The sequence below is a fragment of the Verrucosispora sp. WMMD1129 genome (assembly GCF_029581255.1).
Taxonomy (GTDB): domain Bacteria; phylum Actinomycetota; class Actinomycetes; order Mycobacteriales; family Micromonosporaceae; genus Micromonospora; species Micromonospora sediminimaris.
Genome location: NZ_CP120741.1, coordinates 1308620 through 1322517 on the forward strand (window position 1 = coordinate 1308620; position 13898 = coordinate 1322517).

At 71.3% G+C, this 13898-nt stretch carries 14 protein-coding genes; 7 read left to right on the forward strand and 7 right to left on the reverse strand.

Going from position 1 to position 13898, the window contains the following annotated elements; all coding sequences use genetic code 11:
* Nucleotides 1-47: 47 nt before the first annotated feature.
* On the reverse strand, nt 48-569 hold the full coding sequence (locus tag O7624_RS05965; RefSeq protein ID WP_282239229.1) for a GNAT family N-acetyltransferase: 522 nt from the start codon (nt 567-569) through the stop codon (nt 48-50).
* A 173-nt stretch (nt 570-742) separates the two neighbouring features.
* Here O7624_RS05965 and O7624_RS05970 point away from each other — a divergent pair, with 173 nt between their 5' ends.
* Together O7624_RS05970 and O7624_RS05975 are read left to right on the forward strand one after the other, a co-directional pair.
* Nucleotides 743-1237 carry a MarR family transcriptional regulator gene (locus tag O7624_RS05970; protein WP_282239230.1) on the forward strand — a complete coding sequence of 165 codons (495 nt, stop codon included), beginning with the start codon at nt 743-745 and terminating at the stop codon, nt 1235-1237.
* 10 nt (nt 1238-1247) lie between these two features.
* Nucleotides 1248-2234, forward strand: coding sequence for a pirin family protein (locus O7624_RS05975; protein WP_093404650.1), 987 nt, complete (start codon nt 1248-1250; stop codon nt 2232-2234).
* Between the two features lie 50 nt (nt 2235-2284).
* Here the strand turns inward: O7624_RS05975 and O7624_RS05980 are convergent, their stop codons facing one another.
* Nucleotides 2285-2413 carry a hypothetical protein gene (locus O7624_RS05980; RefSeq protein ID WP_275415497.1) on the reverse strand — a complete coding sequence of 43 codons (129 nt, stop codon included), beginning with the start codon at nt 2411-2413 and terminating at the stop codon, nt 2285-2287.
* Nucleotides 2414-2535: 122 nt separating this feature from the next.
* On the opposite strand from O7624_RS05980, the gene O7624_RS05985 reads away from it, so the two are divergent.
* Complete coding sequence (locus O7624_RS05985) at nt 2536-4125, forward strand: phospholipase D-like domain-containing protein (RefSeq protein ID WP_282240557.1); 1590 nt, start codon at nt 2536-2538, stop codon at nt 4123-4125.
* Here the strand turns inward: O7624_RS05985 and O7624_RS05990 are convergent.
* Nucleotides 4074-4778: an acetoacetate decarboxylase family protein gene (locus O7624_RS05990; RefSeq protein WP_282239231.1), complete on the reverse strand. Its 705-nt coding sequence runs from the start codon at nt 4776-4778 to the stop codon at nt 4074-4076. The genes O7624_RS05985 and O7624_RS05990 overlap by 52 nt on opposite strands.
* A gap of 422 nt (nt 4779-5200) precedes the next feature.
* Here O7624_RS05990 and O7624_RS05995 point away from each other — a divergent pair, with 422 nt between their 5' ends.
* On the forward strand, nt 5201-6043 hold the full coding sequence (locus O7624_RS05995) for a SigB/SigF/SigG family RNA polymerase sigma factor (protein ID WP_282239232.1): 843 nt from the start codon (nt 5201-5203) through the stop codon (nt 6041-6043).
* 56 nt (nt 6044-6099) lie between these two features.
* Here O7624_RS05995 and O7624_RS06000 read toward each other — a convergent pair whose 3' ends face one another.
* From O7624_RS06000 to O7624_RS06010, 3 genes are read right to left on the reverse strand one after another with little or no spacing between them, the layout of a single operon-like run.
* Nucleotides 6100-6693, reverse strand: coding sequence for a GNAT family N-acetyltransferase (locus O7624_RS06000; protein WP_282239233.1), 594 nt, complete (start codon nt 6691-6693; stop codon nt 6100-6102).
* Complete coding sequence (locus O7624_RS06005; RefSeq protein WP_282239234.1) at nt 6690-8213, reverse strand: APC family permease; 1524 nt, start codon at nt 8211-8213, stop codon at nt 6690-6692. Before O7624_RS06005 ends, O7624_RS06000 begins: the two co-directional genes overlap by 4 nt.
* Before the next feature lie 36 nt (nt 8214-8249).
* Nucleotides 8250-8876, reverse strand: a complete 627-nt coding sequence (locus tag O7624_RS06010) for a GPP34 family phosphoprotein (protein WP_093404662.1) — start codon at nt 8874-8876, stop codon at nt 8250-8252.
* Nucleotides 8877-9017: 141 nt separating this feature from the next.
* Here O7624_RS06010 and O7624_RS06015 point away from each other — a divergent pair, with 141 nt between their 5' ends.
* The 3 genes from O7624_RS06015 (at nt 9018) to hrpB (ending at nt 13100) form a co-directional block, all read left to right on the forward strand.
* Nucleotides 9018-9860 carry a helix-turn-helix transcriptional regulator gene (locus tag O7624_RS06015; protein WP_093404665.1) on the forward strand — a complete coding sequence of 281 codons (843 nt, stop codon included), beginning with the start codon at nt 9018-9020 and terminating at the stop codon, nt 9858-9860.
* Between the two features lie 43 nt (nt 9861-9903).
* Complete coding sequence (locus O7624_RS06020; protein ID WP_282239235.1) at nt 9904-10095, forward strand: DUF397 domain-containing protein; 192 nt, start codon at nt 9904-9906, stop codon at nt 10093-10095.
* A 479-nt stretch (nt 10096-10574) separates the two neighbouring features.
* A complete protein-coding gene (hrpB, locus tag O7624_RS06025) occupies nt 10575-13100 on the forward strand; it encodes an ATP-dependent helicase HrpB (protein WP_282240558.1) in 2526 nt (841 codons plus the stop codon).
* 4 nt (nt 13101-13104) lie between these two features.
* Here the strand turns inward: hrpB and O7624_RS06030 are convergent, their stop codons facing one another.
* On the reverse strand, nt 13105-13833 hold the full coding sequence (locus tag O7624_RS06030) for a protein phosphatase 2C domain-containing protein (RefSeq protein WP_093404671.1): 729 nt from the start codon (nt 13831-13833) through the stop codon (nt 13105-13107).
* Between the last annotated feature and the right edge of the window lie 65 nt (nt 13834-13898).

Sequence of the window (13898 nt, forward strand, 5' to 3'; positions counted from 1 at the left end):
TCCGAAACCGCCGCCCGGGCGGCCCCGCCGTGGGTGGGGCCGCCCGGTCAGTCGGTGGACAGGCGGGCGTGCAGGTGCTCGTCGTAGCGGCGGCCGTCGCCGTAGCGGTGCGACTGCCGCAGCGTGCCCTCGGCCAGAAAACCGGCCCGTTCGGCGACCCGGCAGGACGCGACATTGGCCACCGCGTGACACAGCTCGATGCGCTCCAGCCCGAGGTCGGCGAAGGCCCACCCGCTGAGCCGCACGACCGCCGCCGTGGCGACCCCGCGACCGCGAGCAGCGGCGACGGTCCAGTAACCGATCGAGGCGTCGCCGGCATGAATGCGGTGCAGCGACACCGATCCGAGCAGAATCTCCGGGTCGACCGGGTCGGCCGCCGCCAACGACACGTGGCCACCGCCGGACCAGTCGGCCCGCCACCGTAGCCAGCGCAGCGCGGCGTCGAGGTCGAGCTGGTCGCCCTGCGGGTTCCACTGCGCGATCGCCGGATCACGCCAGGCATCCAGAACGGCGGGTGCGTCCGCGTCCCGCCAGGGACGCAGCAGCAGGCCGGGAGCGGTCAGTTCCACGGCCGCAGAGTCTCACACCACCCGTGCCGAGTGCGCACCGGACATCTCTCGGCGATCTGTCGGCCACACTTCTTCAAAGCTTCACCACCACCGGCGAACAGTGCCGGCCGCGCCCCTAACCACCATGACATCCAACTCTTGTTCAAATTTTGACTAAGTGCTAACGTGGCGGCGTGACCGAGAGTCTGGACCGCGATCGCCTGGCCGCCTGGCGGACCTACATCGAGGCCAGCCAGCGGTTGTTCACCCGGCTGGAGGACGACCTGCGCGCCGCCAGCGGGCTCAGCTTCGCCGACTACCACGTGCTGGTGCTGCTCTCCGAGGTGCCCGGGCAACGACTGCGGATGGGTGAGCTGGCCGACCGTCTGGTCTTCTCACCCAGCCGGCTGACCTATCAGGTTTCCTCCATGCAACGGCGGGGCCTGGTCGCCCGACAGCCCTGCCCGCAGGACGGGCGGGGCAGCGAGGCGGTGCTGACCGCCGCCGGGCTGCTGGCGCTGCGGGAGGCCGCACCGCACCACCTGAAGTCCGTGCGTACCCATCTGATTGACGACCTCGACGACGCCGAGGTCGCCGCCCTGACCAGGATTTTCAGCCGGCTCGGCCGGCGGCTGCGAGGCGCCGACGACAGTGACGCCACCCTCGCCACCGCCCCCGGCGACAACTGAAGGAGCCCCGATGCCCGCCATCACCGTCGACAACGTTCTCGTCCTGCCCCGGCTGCCCCGGCTCGACGAATCCACCGAGTTCCGGCCGGTCCGCCGGCTCACCACCGCGCCCAGCGGCTTCGAGGGCGAAGGGTTCCCGGTGCGCAAGGCGTTCGCCGGGGTGCCGATGAGCGAGCTGGACCCGTTCATCATGCTCGACCAGATGGGCGAGGTGGACTACGCACCGGGCGAGCCGAAGGGCACCTCCTGGCATCCGCACCGGGGCTTCGAGACCGTCACCTACATCATCGACGGGATCTTCGACCACCAGGACAGCCACGGCGGCGGCGGCACGATCACCAACGGCGACACCCAGTGGATGACCGCCGGCAGCGGCCTGCTGCACATCGAGGCCCCACCGGAGCACCTGGTGGTCAGCGGTGGGCTGTTCCACGGCACCCAGCTGTGGGTCAACCTGCCCAGTGCGGCCAAGATGAGCCCACCGAAGTACCAGGACATCCGGGGCAACCAGGCCGCGCTGCTCACCACCCCGGACGGCGGGGCGCTGATCCGGGTGATCGCCGGTGAGATCGCCGGCCACCGGGGGCCCGGCTCCACGTACACCCCGATCACCGTCACCCACGTGACGGTCGAGCCCGGGGCGCAGGTGGACCTGCCCTGGCGGCCGGACTTCAACGCGCTCGTGTACGTGCTCGGCGGGCGCGGCACGGTGGGCGCCAACGGCCGCGGCGTACGCACCGGACAGCTGGCCGTGCACGGGCCGGGCGACGCGTTGCGGTTCAAGGCGAACGCCCGCCAGGACAGCCGCAACCAGACCCTGGACCTCTACATCATGGGCGGCCAGCCCATCCGGGAGCCGGTGGCGCACTACGGGCCGTTCGTGATGAACACCCGCGATGAGCTGATCCAGGCGTTCGAGGACTTCCAGGCCGGGCGGCTCGGAGTGGTCCCGGCGGAGCGGCTGCCGCACACCGAGGGGCAGGGCGAGCGTCCCTGATCGACCGCTGGACGTAGGGCGGCTCCGGTCACCGGGGCCGCCCGCCCGGCTCAGGAGACGGCAAAGATGCCGGCCACACCGAGCAGGACCATCACCAGTACGGTCAACAGCGCCCCCCGCTCACTCTCCACCGCCTGCTCGCGGTGCTCGGTCGCGGAGTTCGTCGGCTCGCCGGACATGCTTCGGCTCCTCGCTGCTCGGGGTGCGGGTCGGTCGCCTACCGCCAGCAGCCCACCAGCGTGCGAGCCCGACCACGGGTTCGTATGGTGAGGACGTGAACGACCTCTCTGAGGGCGGGAGCGTGCCGCTACAGGACTGGTTCCTCACCGCACCGGAACGCGCCAACCCGGTCTCTGAGTTACCCGTCTGGACCAGTGGAAACCTCGCCGAGCCGCTGATTCACGGTGCCGCGTACTTCGACCGGCTTGTCACCGAGGTCGAGGGGCTGGGCGCCGGCGACCACCTCTTCTTCGCCGACTGGCGGGGCGACCCGGACGAGCGTCTCCGTCCGGACGGGCCGACCATCGCCCAGCTGTTCGCCCGCGCCGCTCAGCGCGGTGTGGTGGTCAAGGGTCTGATCTGGCGGTCGCACCTCGACGTGCTGTCCTACAGCCACCAGGAGAACCGCAACCTCAGCGAGGCGATTTCGGCCGCCGGCGGCGAGGTGCTGCTCGACCAGCGGGTCCGGCGAGGTGGATCACACCATCAGAAGCTTGTGGTGCTGCGCCGTCCGGCCGCCCCCGAGCAGGACATCGCCTTTGTCGGCGGCATCGACCTGTGCCACAGCCGCCGCGACGACGACGCGCACCACGGTGACCCGCAGGCGGTACGGATGGCCGCCGCCTACGGTGACCATCCGCCCTGGCACGACGTGCAGCTCGCGCTGCGCGGGCCGGTGGTGGGCGCGCTGGACACCACGTTCCGCGAACGCTGGACCGACCCGATGCCGCTGGACTCGGAGAACCCCCTGGCCTATCTGCGCGACCGGCTCCGCGGCGCGGACCTCACCGCCGGGCCGCTGCCGGAGCAGCCGGCCGACCCGCCGGCCTGCGGGCCGCACCACGTCCAGGTGTTGCGCACCTACCCCGCGGTCCGACCCCGGTACGCGTTCGCCCCGGACGGCGAACGCACGGTGGCCCGGGGCTACACCAAGGCGGTACGCCGCGCCCGTCGGCTGATCTACCTGGAGGACCAGTACCTCTGGTCCACCGAGGTCGCCGAACTCTTCGCCGGAGCGCTGCGCGACAATCCGGAGTTGCATCTGGTCGCCGTGGTGCCACGCCATCCCGACGTGGACGGGCGGCTGGCCCTGCCGCCGAACACGGTCGGTCGCGAGCAGGCGCTGGCCCTCTGCGAGCAGACCGCGGCGGGGCGGGTGCACGTCTTCGACGTGGAGAACCACGCCGGCACCCCGGTCTACGTACACGCCAAGGTGTGCGTGGTCGACGACGTGTGGGCCTGCGTCGGCAGCGACAACTTCAACCGGCGGTCCTGGACCCACGACAGCGAACTCTCCTGCGCGGTGCTGGACGACACCGCGGACGCACGCCACCCGCACGATCCGGCCGGTCAGGGTGACGGAGCCCGGCATTTCGCCCGGGACCTCCGGCTACGCCTGCTCCGCGAGCATCTGGACCGCGATCCGGCCGGCGGCGACGACGCGGACCTGATCGACCCGGACGACGCGGTCACCGCGATCACCGCCGCCGCCGAGGCGTTGCAACGCTGGTACGACGGCGGCCAGGTGGGCCCTCGCCCACCTGGCCGGCTGCGACCGCACCGTGCCCGACGCCCGCCCTGGTGGACCCGGGCCTGGGCGCTGCCCGCGTACCGTCTGGTCTACGACCCCGACGGCAGACCGCTGCGGGCCCGCCGGTCCGGCACCTGGTAGCTCGGCTCCAGCTCGCCGAGCACCGTCAGCCCACCGGGGTACGCGAACGAGGAGCGCGGCGAGTAGTAGCCCCAGGCGATGGTGAGCGGGTTCTCCGGGCGCAACGCGTACACCGGGTGGTCCGGATCGAGGAACTCGACCGACTCGATCTCGAACGCGGTGGACGGTTCGGCGACCACCGGATAGATGCTGCTGACCAGTTGACCGTGCAACTCGGTCAGGTAGCGGTGGTGTCCGTTGTGCATGGCGTGGCCGGTGTCGCCGACGCGTACCTGGGCCCGGATCACCGGCACGCCCTCGATGTCCGTCCCGGTGACGATCGTGCCGCCCCGCTCGGTGATGCTGGTGCGGCCGGGTACGGCCGGGGCACCCCGGGCCAGGGCGTACCCGCGTACCCGCTCGCTGGAGGTGACGTAGTGGGTCCACCAACCGCCCGGGGTCACCCCGTCCGGGGCGTCCATCCCGACGAGCGTGACGCCGAGGTAGGTCAGGGAGTAGGGACCGAAGCCGGAGGTCTGGCTCTCGTCGTCCACCACGTACTGGTTCATGAAGACCTCGCGGTCCGGGTGGGGCCGCAGCCCCTCGGGGACCAGCGCCGCCACCGCGTCCGGGTCCGCCGGCAACCAGCTGAAGTACAGCGTCCGGCTGTTCACGACGAGGTGGGGAACGGCAGGATCGAGCACGGCACCTCCGGATCAGGGATGTACCCCGCGACGCTAAGCCCGGTCCCGTTCACGGGACAACGACGGATTGGTGACACTCCGCTTGCCAGCTGCGGCGACCGTCGTCCGTTCGACGCCCCGGAGGCCCCATCCGGACGGGCGGTGATGTACGGACGGTCATCTACCACTGGCCCGATCGGCCGTTCATGCAGGGTCTCCGCGACGATCTGACCGCGCCCGACAGGTTGACCTTGACCCTTTCGCGGCTTTCATGCCTAGAAATAACTTAAGTACATCGTCCTTTCGGCTAGATTTCCAGGAGACGATCGGGCTAAGGTGACTCCCGAACGTACTAACAGAACTAACCAAAGCGTCACGTCTATATCCGCGGACGAGGTGCAGGGAGGACCACCATGACCGCGTCAACGATCACTGAATCGGCGACCACCCCGGCAACCCCGACCACCCCGGCAACCCCGACCCCGAAGCTCGACCCGCGGGCGCTCACCGACAGCGCCGCCGAGCTGCTGAACGCCATGGCGGCGCTGCCGGCCGGACATCCCTCCCGGGCCGCGCTGCGTGACCGGGCGATCGAGGCCTGGCTGCCGCTCGCCAACCACCTCGCGCACCGCTACAGCGGTCGCGGCGAGCCCACCGACGACCTGGCGCAGACCGCCGCCGTCGGCCTCATCAAGGCCATCGACAAGTTCGACCCGTCCCGTGGGGTCGACTTCGCCGGGTACGCGATCCCCACCATCATCGGCGAGCTGAAGCGGCACTTCCGCGACCGGACGTGGGACATCCGCGTGCCTCGCCGCTTGCAGGAGCTGCGGCTGGCCATCTCCGACGCCAACAGCTCCCTGCTGCAGTCCCTGGGCCGCTCCCCGACCGTGGCCGACATCGCCGCTCACCTCAAGCTCACCGAGGAAGAGGTGCTGGAGGGCCTGGAGGGCGCCCGCGCGTACAACGCGGTGTCGCTGTCCACCCCGACCGGTGACGGCGATCGCGCGACCGAGCTGGGCGACATGCTCGGCGGTGAGGACAGCGAGTTCGAGCTGGCCGAGCTGCGGGTGGCACTGGGCCCGGCGCTGGCCACGCTGGACGAGCGCGAGCAGAAGATCCTCACGCTGCGGTTCTACGGCAACCTGACGCAGTCGCAGATCGCGGAGCAGATCGGCGTGTCCCAGATGCACGTTTCGCGGCTGCTGGCCCGGGCCCTGACGAAGCTGCGGGGTCAGCTCGACGGCACGTACTAAGAGGGGTGGCGGTGGTGGCCGGGTCCGATGGACCCGGCCACCACCGTCTTCGCACCTCAGCCGGCGACCGGCTCCCGCCACATCGGCCAGAACGGCGTGCCGTCGGGCAGCCGGAACGGCTCGGCGCCCCGGTAGCCGTGCCGCGCGTACAGGTCGCGGCTGGTCTCGCTACTCGCCTCCAGGTACGCCGGCATGCCGTTGGCGTCCAGCCAGGCGTGGTGGTGGCGCAGCAGCGCACTGCCGACGCCCTGGCCCTGGCGGTCCGGACGTACGGCCAGCAGTGCCAGGTGGTGATGATCGTCGTGCGGATGGTTGGCGGCGAACAGCTCGTCCAGGTGCACGAAGTTAGGGGTCCACTCCCCGCACGCCGAGGCCAGCCGGGTGTCGTAGTCCTCCGGCGGCGGCAGCGGTTCACCCACGGACGGCAGCCAGACCGCCACGCCGGCCCGGTCCTCGGTGCCGAACACCAGTCCGTGCCGAGTGGCGTGGTCGACGATGATCTCGAAGTTTCCGGCCAGCACCGACTCCCGCTTGGCCTCGTCCGGCACCAGCCAGCGAGGCTGGTCCAGCACCATGAATGCCTCGGCGATCCGCGCGGCGACCCAACGGGCGTCGTCCTCGCCGAGCCGGCCGATCTCCGGCGGGTTCACCGCCGCACCTCCGCCGTGGGCGTCGGCTCGGCCACCGGCGCGGAGGTCACGACGGCCGCCGCGCTCTCCGCGCCCAGGCCGATCCGGGCGTACGTGTCGGGACGCCGCCGCCGTAGCGACAGGCCCCACAGTCCGCCCAGCAGCGCCGCCACCGGGTAGGCCAGCGGGATCGCCCAGCGCAGCGGCGAATCCGGCTCGACCCCGAGCAGGTTGGCGAAGTTCTGCACCGCCAGCACGATGATCGCGATCAGCGCGATCACGGCGATGCCCGGCGCGACCAACCGCCGCCACAGCGTCTCCTGCACCTCGCCGCGGGCGAAGTACGCAATGATCGCGACCGCGGTGGTAGCGATCAGCAGCAGCACGCCGAACCCGCCGCTGGTGCCCAGCCAGAAGAACAGTTGCAGGACCGGGTCCCAGCCGTTGACCGCGTACAGGATGATCACCAGCAGACCGAGCGCGCTCTGCGCGAGCGAGGCGGCGCGGGGTGCGCCGGTGGTCGGTGAGGTACGGCCGAACACCGCGGGCAGCACCCGCTCCCGGCCCAACGCGAAGGTGTAGCGCGCGGTGGTGTTGTGGAACGAGATCATGGCGGCCAGTACCGAGGTCAGGAAGAGTGCCTGCCCGATGGTCAGGACGGTGTCACCCAGGTGCGCCCCGGCCAGGTTGAAGATCAGCTCGACGCTCTGGGTGCCCGCCTCCTCGACGATCCGGTCCGGTCCGACCGCCACCGTCATGCTCCACGAGGAGAGCGCGTAGACCACCGCGATGATCGCCACGGACAGGTAGGTGGCCATCGGCACCGTACGCTTCGGGTCCTTGCTCTCCTCGCTGAAGACCACAGCTGCCTCGAAGCCGACGAAACCGAGGATCGCCAGTACGAGCACCGCGCCGAGCCCCGGCACGAAGAAGTTCTCCGGCGAGAACGCGGCGAAACTCACGTCGCCGCCGGCCGGGTTGCCCAGCTGGCCGAGATCGAACACCACGATGATGGCGATCTCGGCGCAGAGCAGCGCCGCCAGCACCATGCCGTTGATGTCCACTCGGAGCAGGCCGAGCATCGCCACCAGCGCCCACGCCACCAGCGCCACGATCCACCACTGCGGGGTGATCCCGAACAGCCGGTCCAGCACCGGTGCCGCCGCCGCGCCGATGGTCCCGTAGAGCCCGACCTGGAGGGCGTTGTAGGCGATCAGCGCCACCCAGGCCGTACCCACTCCGGCCGGGCGTCCCAGCCCACGTGCCACGTATGCGTAGAAGGCCCCGGCGTTGGCCATCCGACGGGCCATCGCCACGTAGCCGACGGAGAACACGGCGAGCACCACGGCCACCGCCAGGAAGGCCAGCGGAATGCCGAGCACGCCGATGACGCCGTAGCCGGTGGTGACCACGCCGGCGACCACGGTCAGCGGTGCCGCCGCGGAGAGAACGAAGAAAATCACTGAGGGGACGCCGAGCCGGCCACGGGCCAGCGCCTCGGAGACGTTGCTAGGTCGTTCGGTTGTCGCTGTCGAGGACATGAACTGCTCCGGTCTGAGGGGAAGGGGTGTTCCGGGTCAGGGAGCGCCGCGCAGCACCGCCGCACCGACGGCGGCTTCGGTGTGCGCCACGAGTTCCTTCAGCGGGTCGGGCAGTGCCGGGATGATCAGGTTGAGTCGGTGGTGGGCCCGCGGACCGGCGCTCCACAGCACCTCCCGGGTCAGCCCTGCGGCGGCGACCAATCCGAGCAGCGTCGCGTCGGGCACGCTTGGCGGCTCGGCACGCTCCAGCAGCGCACGCAGCCGGGTCGCGGGCCAGGCCACCACGTTGAGGTCGATCGGCTGGTAGGTGACGGTGGTCCGCAACAGCCGCCGGCTCTCCTGCCGGCGCAGGACGCCGGCCCGGGACAGCCGCTCGCCCACCGAGGTCACCGACGTCTGCGCGAGAAAACTGAGCCAGGTACGCACCGACTGGTGCTGAGCCTCACCGATCAACTGGTCCAGCACGGTGTGCGCCAACGCGTCGGCTGGCGGCCGGCGGTCGATCACGCTGACCTGACCGGCGACGACCGTGATGTGTCCATAGAGGATCAGCTCGCCGAGGAGACCCCCGGCCAGCCCGAGGCCGGTCGCCGCCGGGTGCAGCTTCGCCTTGCCCCGGGTGTCGTTGTGCGCGATCAGAAAGAACTCGTCGGCGGTGAGCACACGTCCTCCCGAGCCGGCCGTCCACAGTGATCGCTAACCGGAAAAGGATGCACCGAGCGCAACTGCAACGCAACTCCCGTTTTAGCCAGTTGCACTCCGTGGTGAAGCGACCTGCGCCTTTTCCCGTGACAGACTCGGAGGGTGACCGCGAGCCCCACCGTTCGACGCCGCCGCATCGCCCGGGAACTACGCCAGCTACGTGAGCGCGCCGGGATGACCCTGGATGTCGCCGCCCGACAGTTGGACATGTCCAAGAGCAACCTGTCCCGCATCGAGAACGCCCAGATCGGCATCAAGCCGCGCGACGTCCGGGCCGCGCTCGCGCTGTACCAGGTCACCGGCAACGACGCCGAGGCGCTCATCGAGATCGCCCGGGGCGCACAGCAACGCGGCTGGTGGCAGCACTACAGCGACGTCCTCCCGGAATGGTTCGAGTTCTACGTGGGACTGGAGGCTGAGGCCGCCACCCTGCGCACCTACGAGGCCGAGGCGGTGCCCGGCCTGTTGCAGACCGAGGCGTACGCCCGCGAGGTGTACCGGCTGACCGCCGGCGAGGACGATCTGGACCGCAAGGTGGCCGCCCGGTTGCGCCGGCAGGACGTGCTGCGCGGCGACGCGCCGGTGGAGTTGTCGGTGGTGCTGAACGAGGCAGTACTGCTACGCCCTGTCAGCGATCGCACCGTCATGGCGGGCCAGATGAGCCACCTGGAAACCCTCGCCCAACTACCTAACGTAACGGTCCAGGTACTTCCGTTCGAGGCCGGTGGACATCCGGCCATGAACTCGCCGTACGTGATCCTCACGTTCGCCGACGCGGCCGACGCGGCCGTTGTCTACCTGGAAAATCTCTCCACGGGGCTGGCACTGGAGGAGGGTGCGCAGGTGCGCTCGTATAGCCTTGTGCACGAGAGGCTGTGCAGTCTGGCACTCGATCCAGCGGCGTCCCTGATCCGCCTGAAGGAAGCTTCTCGTTACTTTACGTGACCGCTGCACCGCGGTCACCCTCGGTATCGACGAAGGGATCGCGATGACCGCGCTCGACCTGTCCCGGGCGGAGTGGCGCACCAGCACGCGCAGTGTGGGCAACGGCAACTGCGTCGAGGTGGCCACCATCGACGGTGGGGTCGCGGTTCGGGACAGCAAGAATCGTCGTGGCCCCGTGCTGACCTTCCCACCGTCGGCGTGGAACGCCTTCGTCGCCAGCGTCCACACTCGCTGACCCCACCACCGCCCGCCGGGCTCGCACACCCCCACCCCTTGAGCGAAGCGGCGGCCAGAGAAGCCAACCGTCACAATCTGTCAGCTAGACGCGGCGTTCTCGCAGATCACCCTCCGCAACCGCGCCACTCACCCACCCACCTCTCACCCTCCGCCCTTTGCTCTGCTTCAACCCACGCACCCCCCGACCGAGCTGCCATAACGTCCGAGCTAGCTAATCGCACAACAGGCCGACCGCGCACGGAAGGTAACCGTTGCGTGGGTTGAAGCAGAGCAAAGGGGCGGAAGACCCTGTGCGGGGCTGAGGGAAGCGGCTACGCGTTGTGACGGGCATGCCCAGGGCGACGGGCACCGACGCAGATGCCCTCGACAAGTCAAGGCACCGACGAGGACAGCACCAGGCAGGCGCGGTCCGGCGCACCCACACGGAGCGGTCCCGATGGCCCGCATGCGGGCGCGGGGGCGGTGCGAGACTGGGCCGTGCTCTCCGACGTGTCTATCGACCTGCCGGTGCGGGCGGTGCTGCCGGCGCTGGTGGCGGCGCTGGGCTCGGCCGGCAGCGCGGTCCTGGTCGCCCCGCCGGGTACCGGTAAGACCAGCCTCGCCCCGCTCGCCGTGGTCGACGCGGTGGGCGGGCGGGTGATCGTCGCCCAGCCTCGCCGGGTGGCCGCCCGTGCTGCGGCCCGCCGAATGGCGGCGCTGCTCGGGGAGCCGGTCGGTGGTCGGGTCGGTTATGCGGTGCGGGGTGAACGACGGGCCGGACCGCGTACCCGGATCGAGGTGGTCACCACCGGCCTGCTGGTCCGCCGGATGCATCACGACCCGGAGTTGGCCGGCGTCGATGCGGTGCTGCTTGACGAGATCCACGAACGCCAGCTCGACGCGGACCTGGCGCTCGCCTTCAGCGTCGAGGCCCGGGCGACCCTGCGGCCGGAGCTGCGGCTGCTGGCCATGTCGGCGACCCCGGAGGCGGACCGCTTCGCTGCCCTGCTCGGCGGCACCGTGCCGGCACCGGTGGTTCGGGCCTCGTCGGCGCTGCATCCGGTGACCCGCATCTGGGCACCACCGCCCCGACCTCTGGCGCCACCCGGTGCGGGCCCGGTGGACCGGGCTCTGCTCGACCACGTTGCGGCCACCGTACGCCGGGCTCTCGTCGAGCAGGAGGGCGACCTGCTGGTCTTCCTGCCCGGCGTGGGCGAGATCGCCGCCGTCGCCGGTCGGTTGGGCGAGGTGCAGGACAGCGTCGATGTGCTCCGCCTGCACGGCCGTCAGAGCGGCGCCGAGCAGGACGCCGCACTGCGGCCGGGAGACCGGCGACGGGTGGTGCTGGCCACGGCGGTGGCGGAGAGCAGTTTGACCGTGCCGGGCGTACGCACGGTGGTGGACGCGGGCCTGTCCCGGGTGGCCCGACTGGACCTGGCCCGAGGGCTGGGTGCGCTGGTCACCGTGCCGGTGTCCCGGGCGGCGGCGACCCAGCGGGCCGGCCGGGCCGGGCGGGAGGCACCCGGCCAGGTGTACCGCTGCTGGTCGGCGGGGGTGCACGAGCGGTTGCCGGCGCAGCCGGAGCCGGAGATCGCCACCGCCGATCTGACCGGATTCGCCCTCGAACTCGCCGCCTGGGGCGCTCCCGGCGGGACCGGGCTGGCGCTGCCCGACCCGCCTCCATCGGCGGCGATGACGGTGGCGTCCGAGACGCTCACCGCCCTCGGTGCGATCGATGCGAACGGGCGGATCACCGAGCGGGGCCGGGCCGTGGTCGCCGTCGGAGCGCATCCCCGGCTGGCTCGGGCGCTGCTCGACGGGGCCGACCGGGTCGGCGCCGATCGTGCCGCGGAGGTGGTGGCGATGCTCGCCGAGTCGACCGTGGCCGGTTCCGACGATGATCTCGGTGCCGTCTGGCGTCGGTTGCGCGCCGGCACCGACCCGACCGCCACCGCCCGCTGGCGTGCGGAGGTACGCCGGCTGCGCGCCGCCCTGCCACCGGGCGCGTCCGGGCGGCAACAGCGGCCAGACCAGTCGAGGTGGTTGCCCGACGAGCTTGCCGCCGGGCTGCTGGTCGGGCTGGCGTACCCGGAACGGTTGGCCCGGGTGCGGCGGCCGGGTGGTTCGGCATACCTGATGAGTGGCGGCACCGCGGCGGAGCTGGCGCCCGGGTCGGGGCTGGTGGGCGTCGACTGGCTGGCCGTCGCGGTGGCCGACCGCGCTCCCGGCGCACCGGCCGCCCGGATCCGGCTCGCCGCCGTCCTCGATGAGGTCACCGCCCGTGAGGCGGCCGGCTCGCTGCTGCGGACCGAGCGGGAGATCGGCTGGTCGGGTGGAGACGTGGTGGCCAGGGAGGTGCTTCGACTGGGTGCCATCGAACTGGTCGACCGCCCGCTGGCCCGACCCGACCGGGATGCGGTGGCCGGTGCGCTGCTGACCGGACTGCGCGAGACCGGGCTCGACGTGCTGACCTGGACGCCGGCGGCCAGCGCCCTGCGTCAGCGGCTGGCGTTCTGCCGGTACGCGCTCGGCGACGACTGGCCCGACGTCTCCGACGAGGCGTTGCTGGCCGGCGCACCGCACTGGCTCGGGCCGGAGCTTGCCGGTGCCCGACGCCGGGCCGATCTGGCTCGGGTCGACGTGACAGGTGCGCTACGCCGGCTGCTGCCCTGGCCGCTGGCCGGACGGCTGGACGAGTTGGCACCGGAGCGGATCGCGGTGCCGAGCGGTTCGCGGATCCGGGTCGACTACGCCGATCCGGCAGCGCCGGTTCTCGCGGTCCGGCTTCAGGAGACGTTCGGTTGGCCCGAGGCGCCCAGAGTCGGTGACGGTCGGGTGCCGGTGCTGCTGCACCTGCTCTCCCCTGCCGGCCGACCGGTGGCGGTCACCGCCGACCTCGCCTCCTTCTGGCGCTCCGGCTACCGCCAGGTCCGCGCCGAACTGCGCGGGCGCTATCCGCGCCACCCCTGGCCGGAGGATCCGACCACGGCCACGCCGACCCGACGGGCCGGGCGGCGTTCCTGAGCGCTCACGGCTCGTCGAGCACGTCGGCGATGACGACCGTGATGTTGTCCGGGCCACCGGCCTGCAACGCCAGGTCGATGAGGTGGCGCGCGCAGGCGTCCCGCTCCGGCTGGCCGGCCAGCACCTCGGCCAGGGTGTCGGCGCGTACGACGTTTGACAGTCCGTCGCTGCACAGCAGCCAGCGGTCACCGGCCCGGGGCACCATTGTCGCGTACGTCGGGGAGACCTCGTCGCCCTGCAACGCCTGGGTCACCACCGCCCGGCGGGGATGGCTACCGGCCTGGTCCGGCGTGATCAGCCCCTGGTCGACGAGCATCTGCACGAAGGTGTCGTCCCGGGTGATCTGCTTGAGTACGCCGTCGCGGAACAGGTAGGCCCGGGAGTCACCCACGTGGGCCAGCGCCAGGCAGCTGCCGGTACGCGCGAACAGCAGCGCGGTCAGCGTGGTGCCCATGCCCTGCCGCTGGGGATCCTCGGCGACCGCCTGACGGATCCGTTCGGTGGCCAGCTGGATGCCGTTCTGCAACGCGGCGACCAGCACGTCCTCCGGCGTCTCCACATCGAGCGGCGCGACCGCTCCGATGGCGATGGCGCTGGCCAGGTCACCGGCCGCCATGCCGCCCATGCCGTCGGCGACGGCGACCAGCCAGGTGCCGGAGTGCAACGCGTCCTGGTTTCCGCTGCGGATCAGCCCACGGTCGCTCGTCCCGGCGGAACGCAGCTTCAGGGTCATGGCACGCAGCCTGCCAGGAGTAGGGCTCGGTTGTCTCTAGGAGATCAGGACCGCCCGGCGTGGCG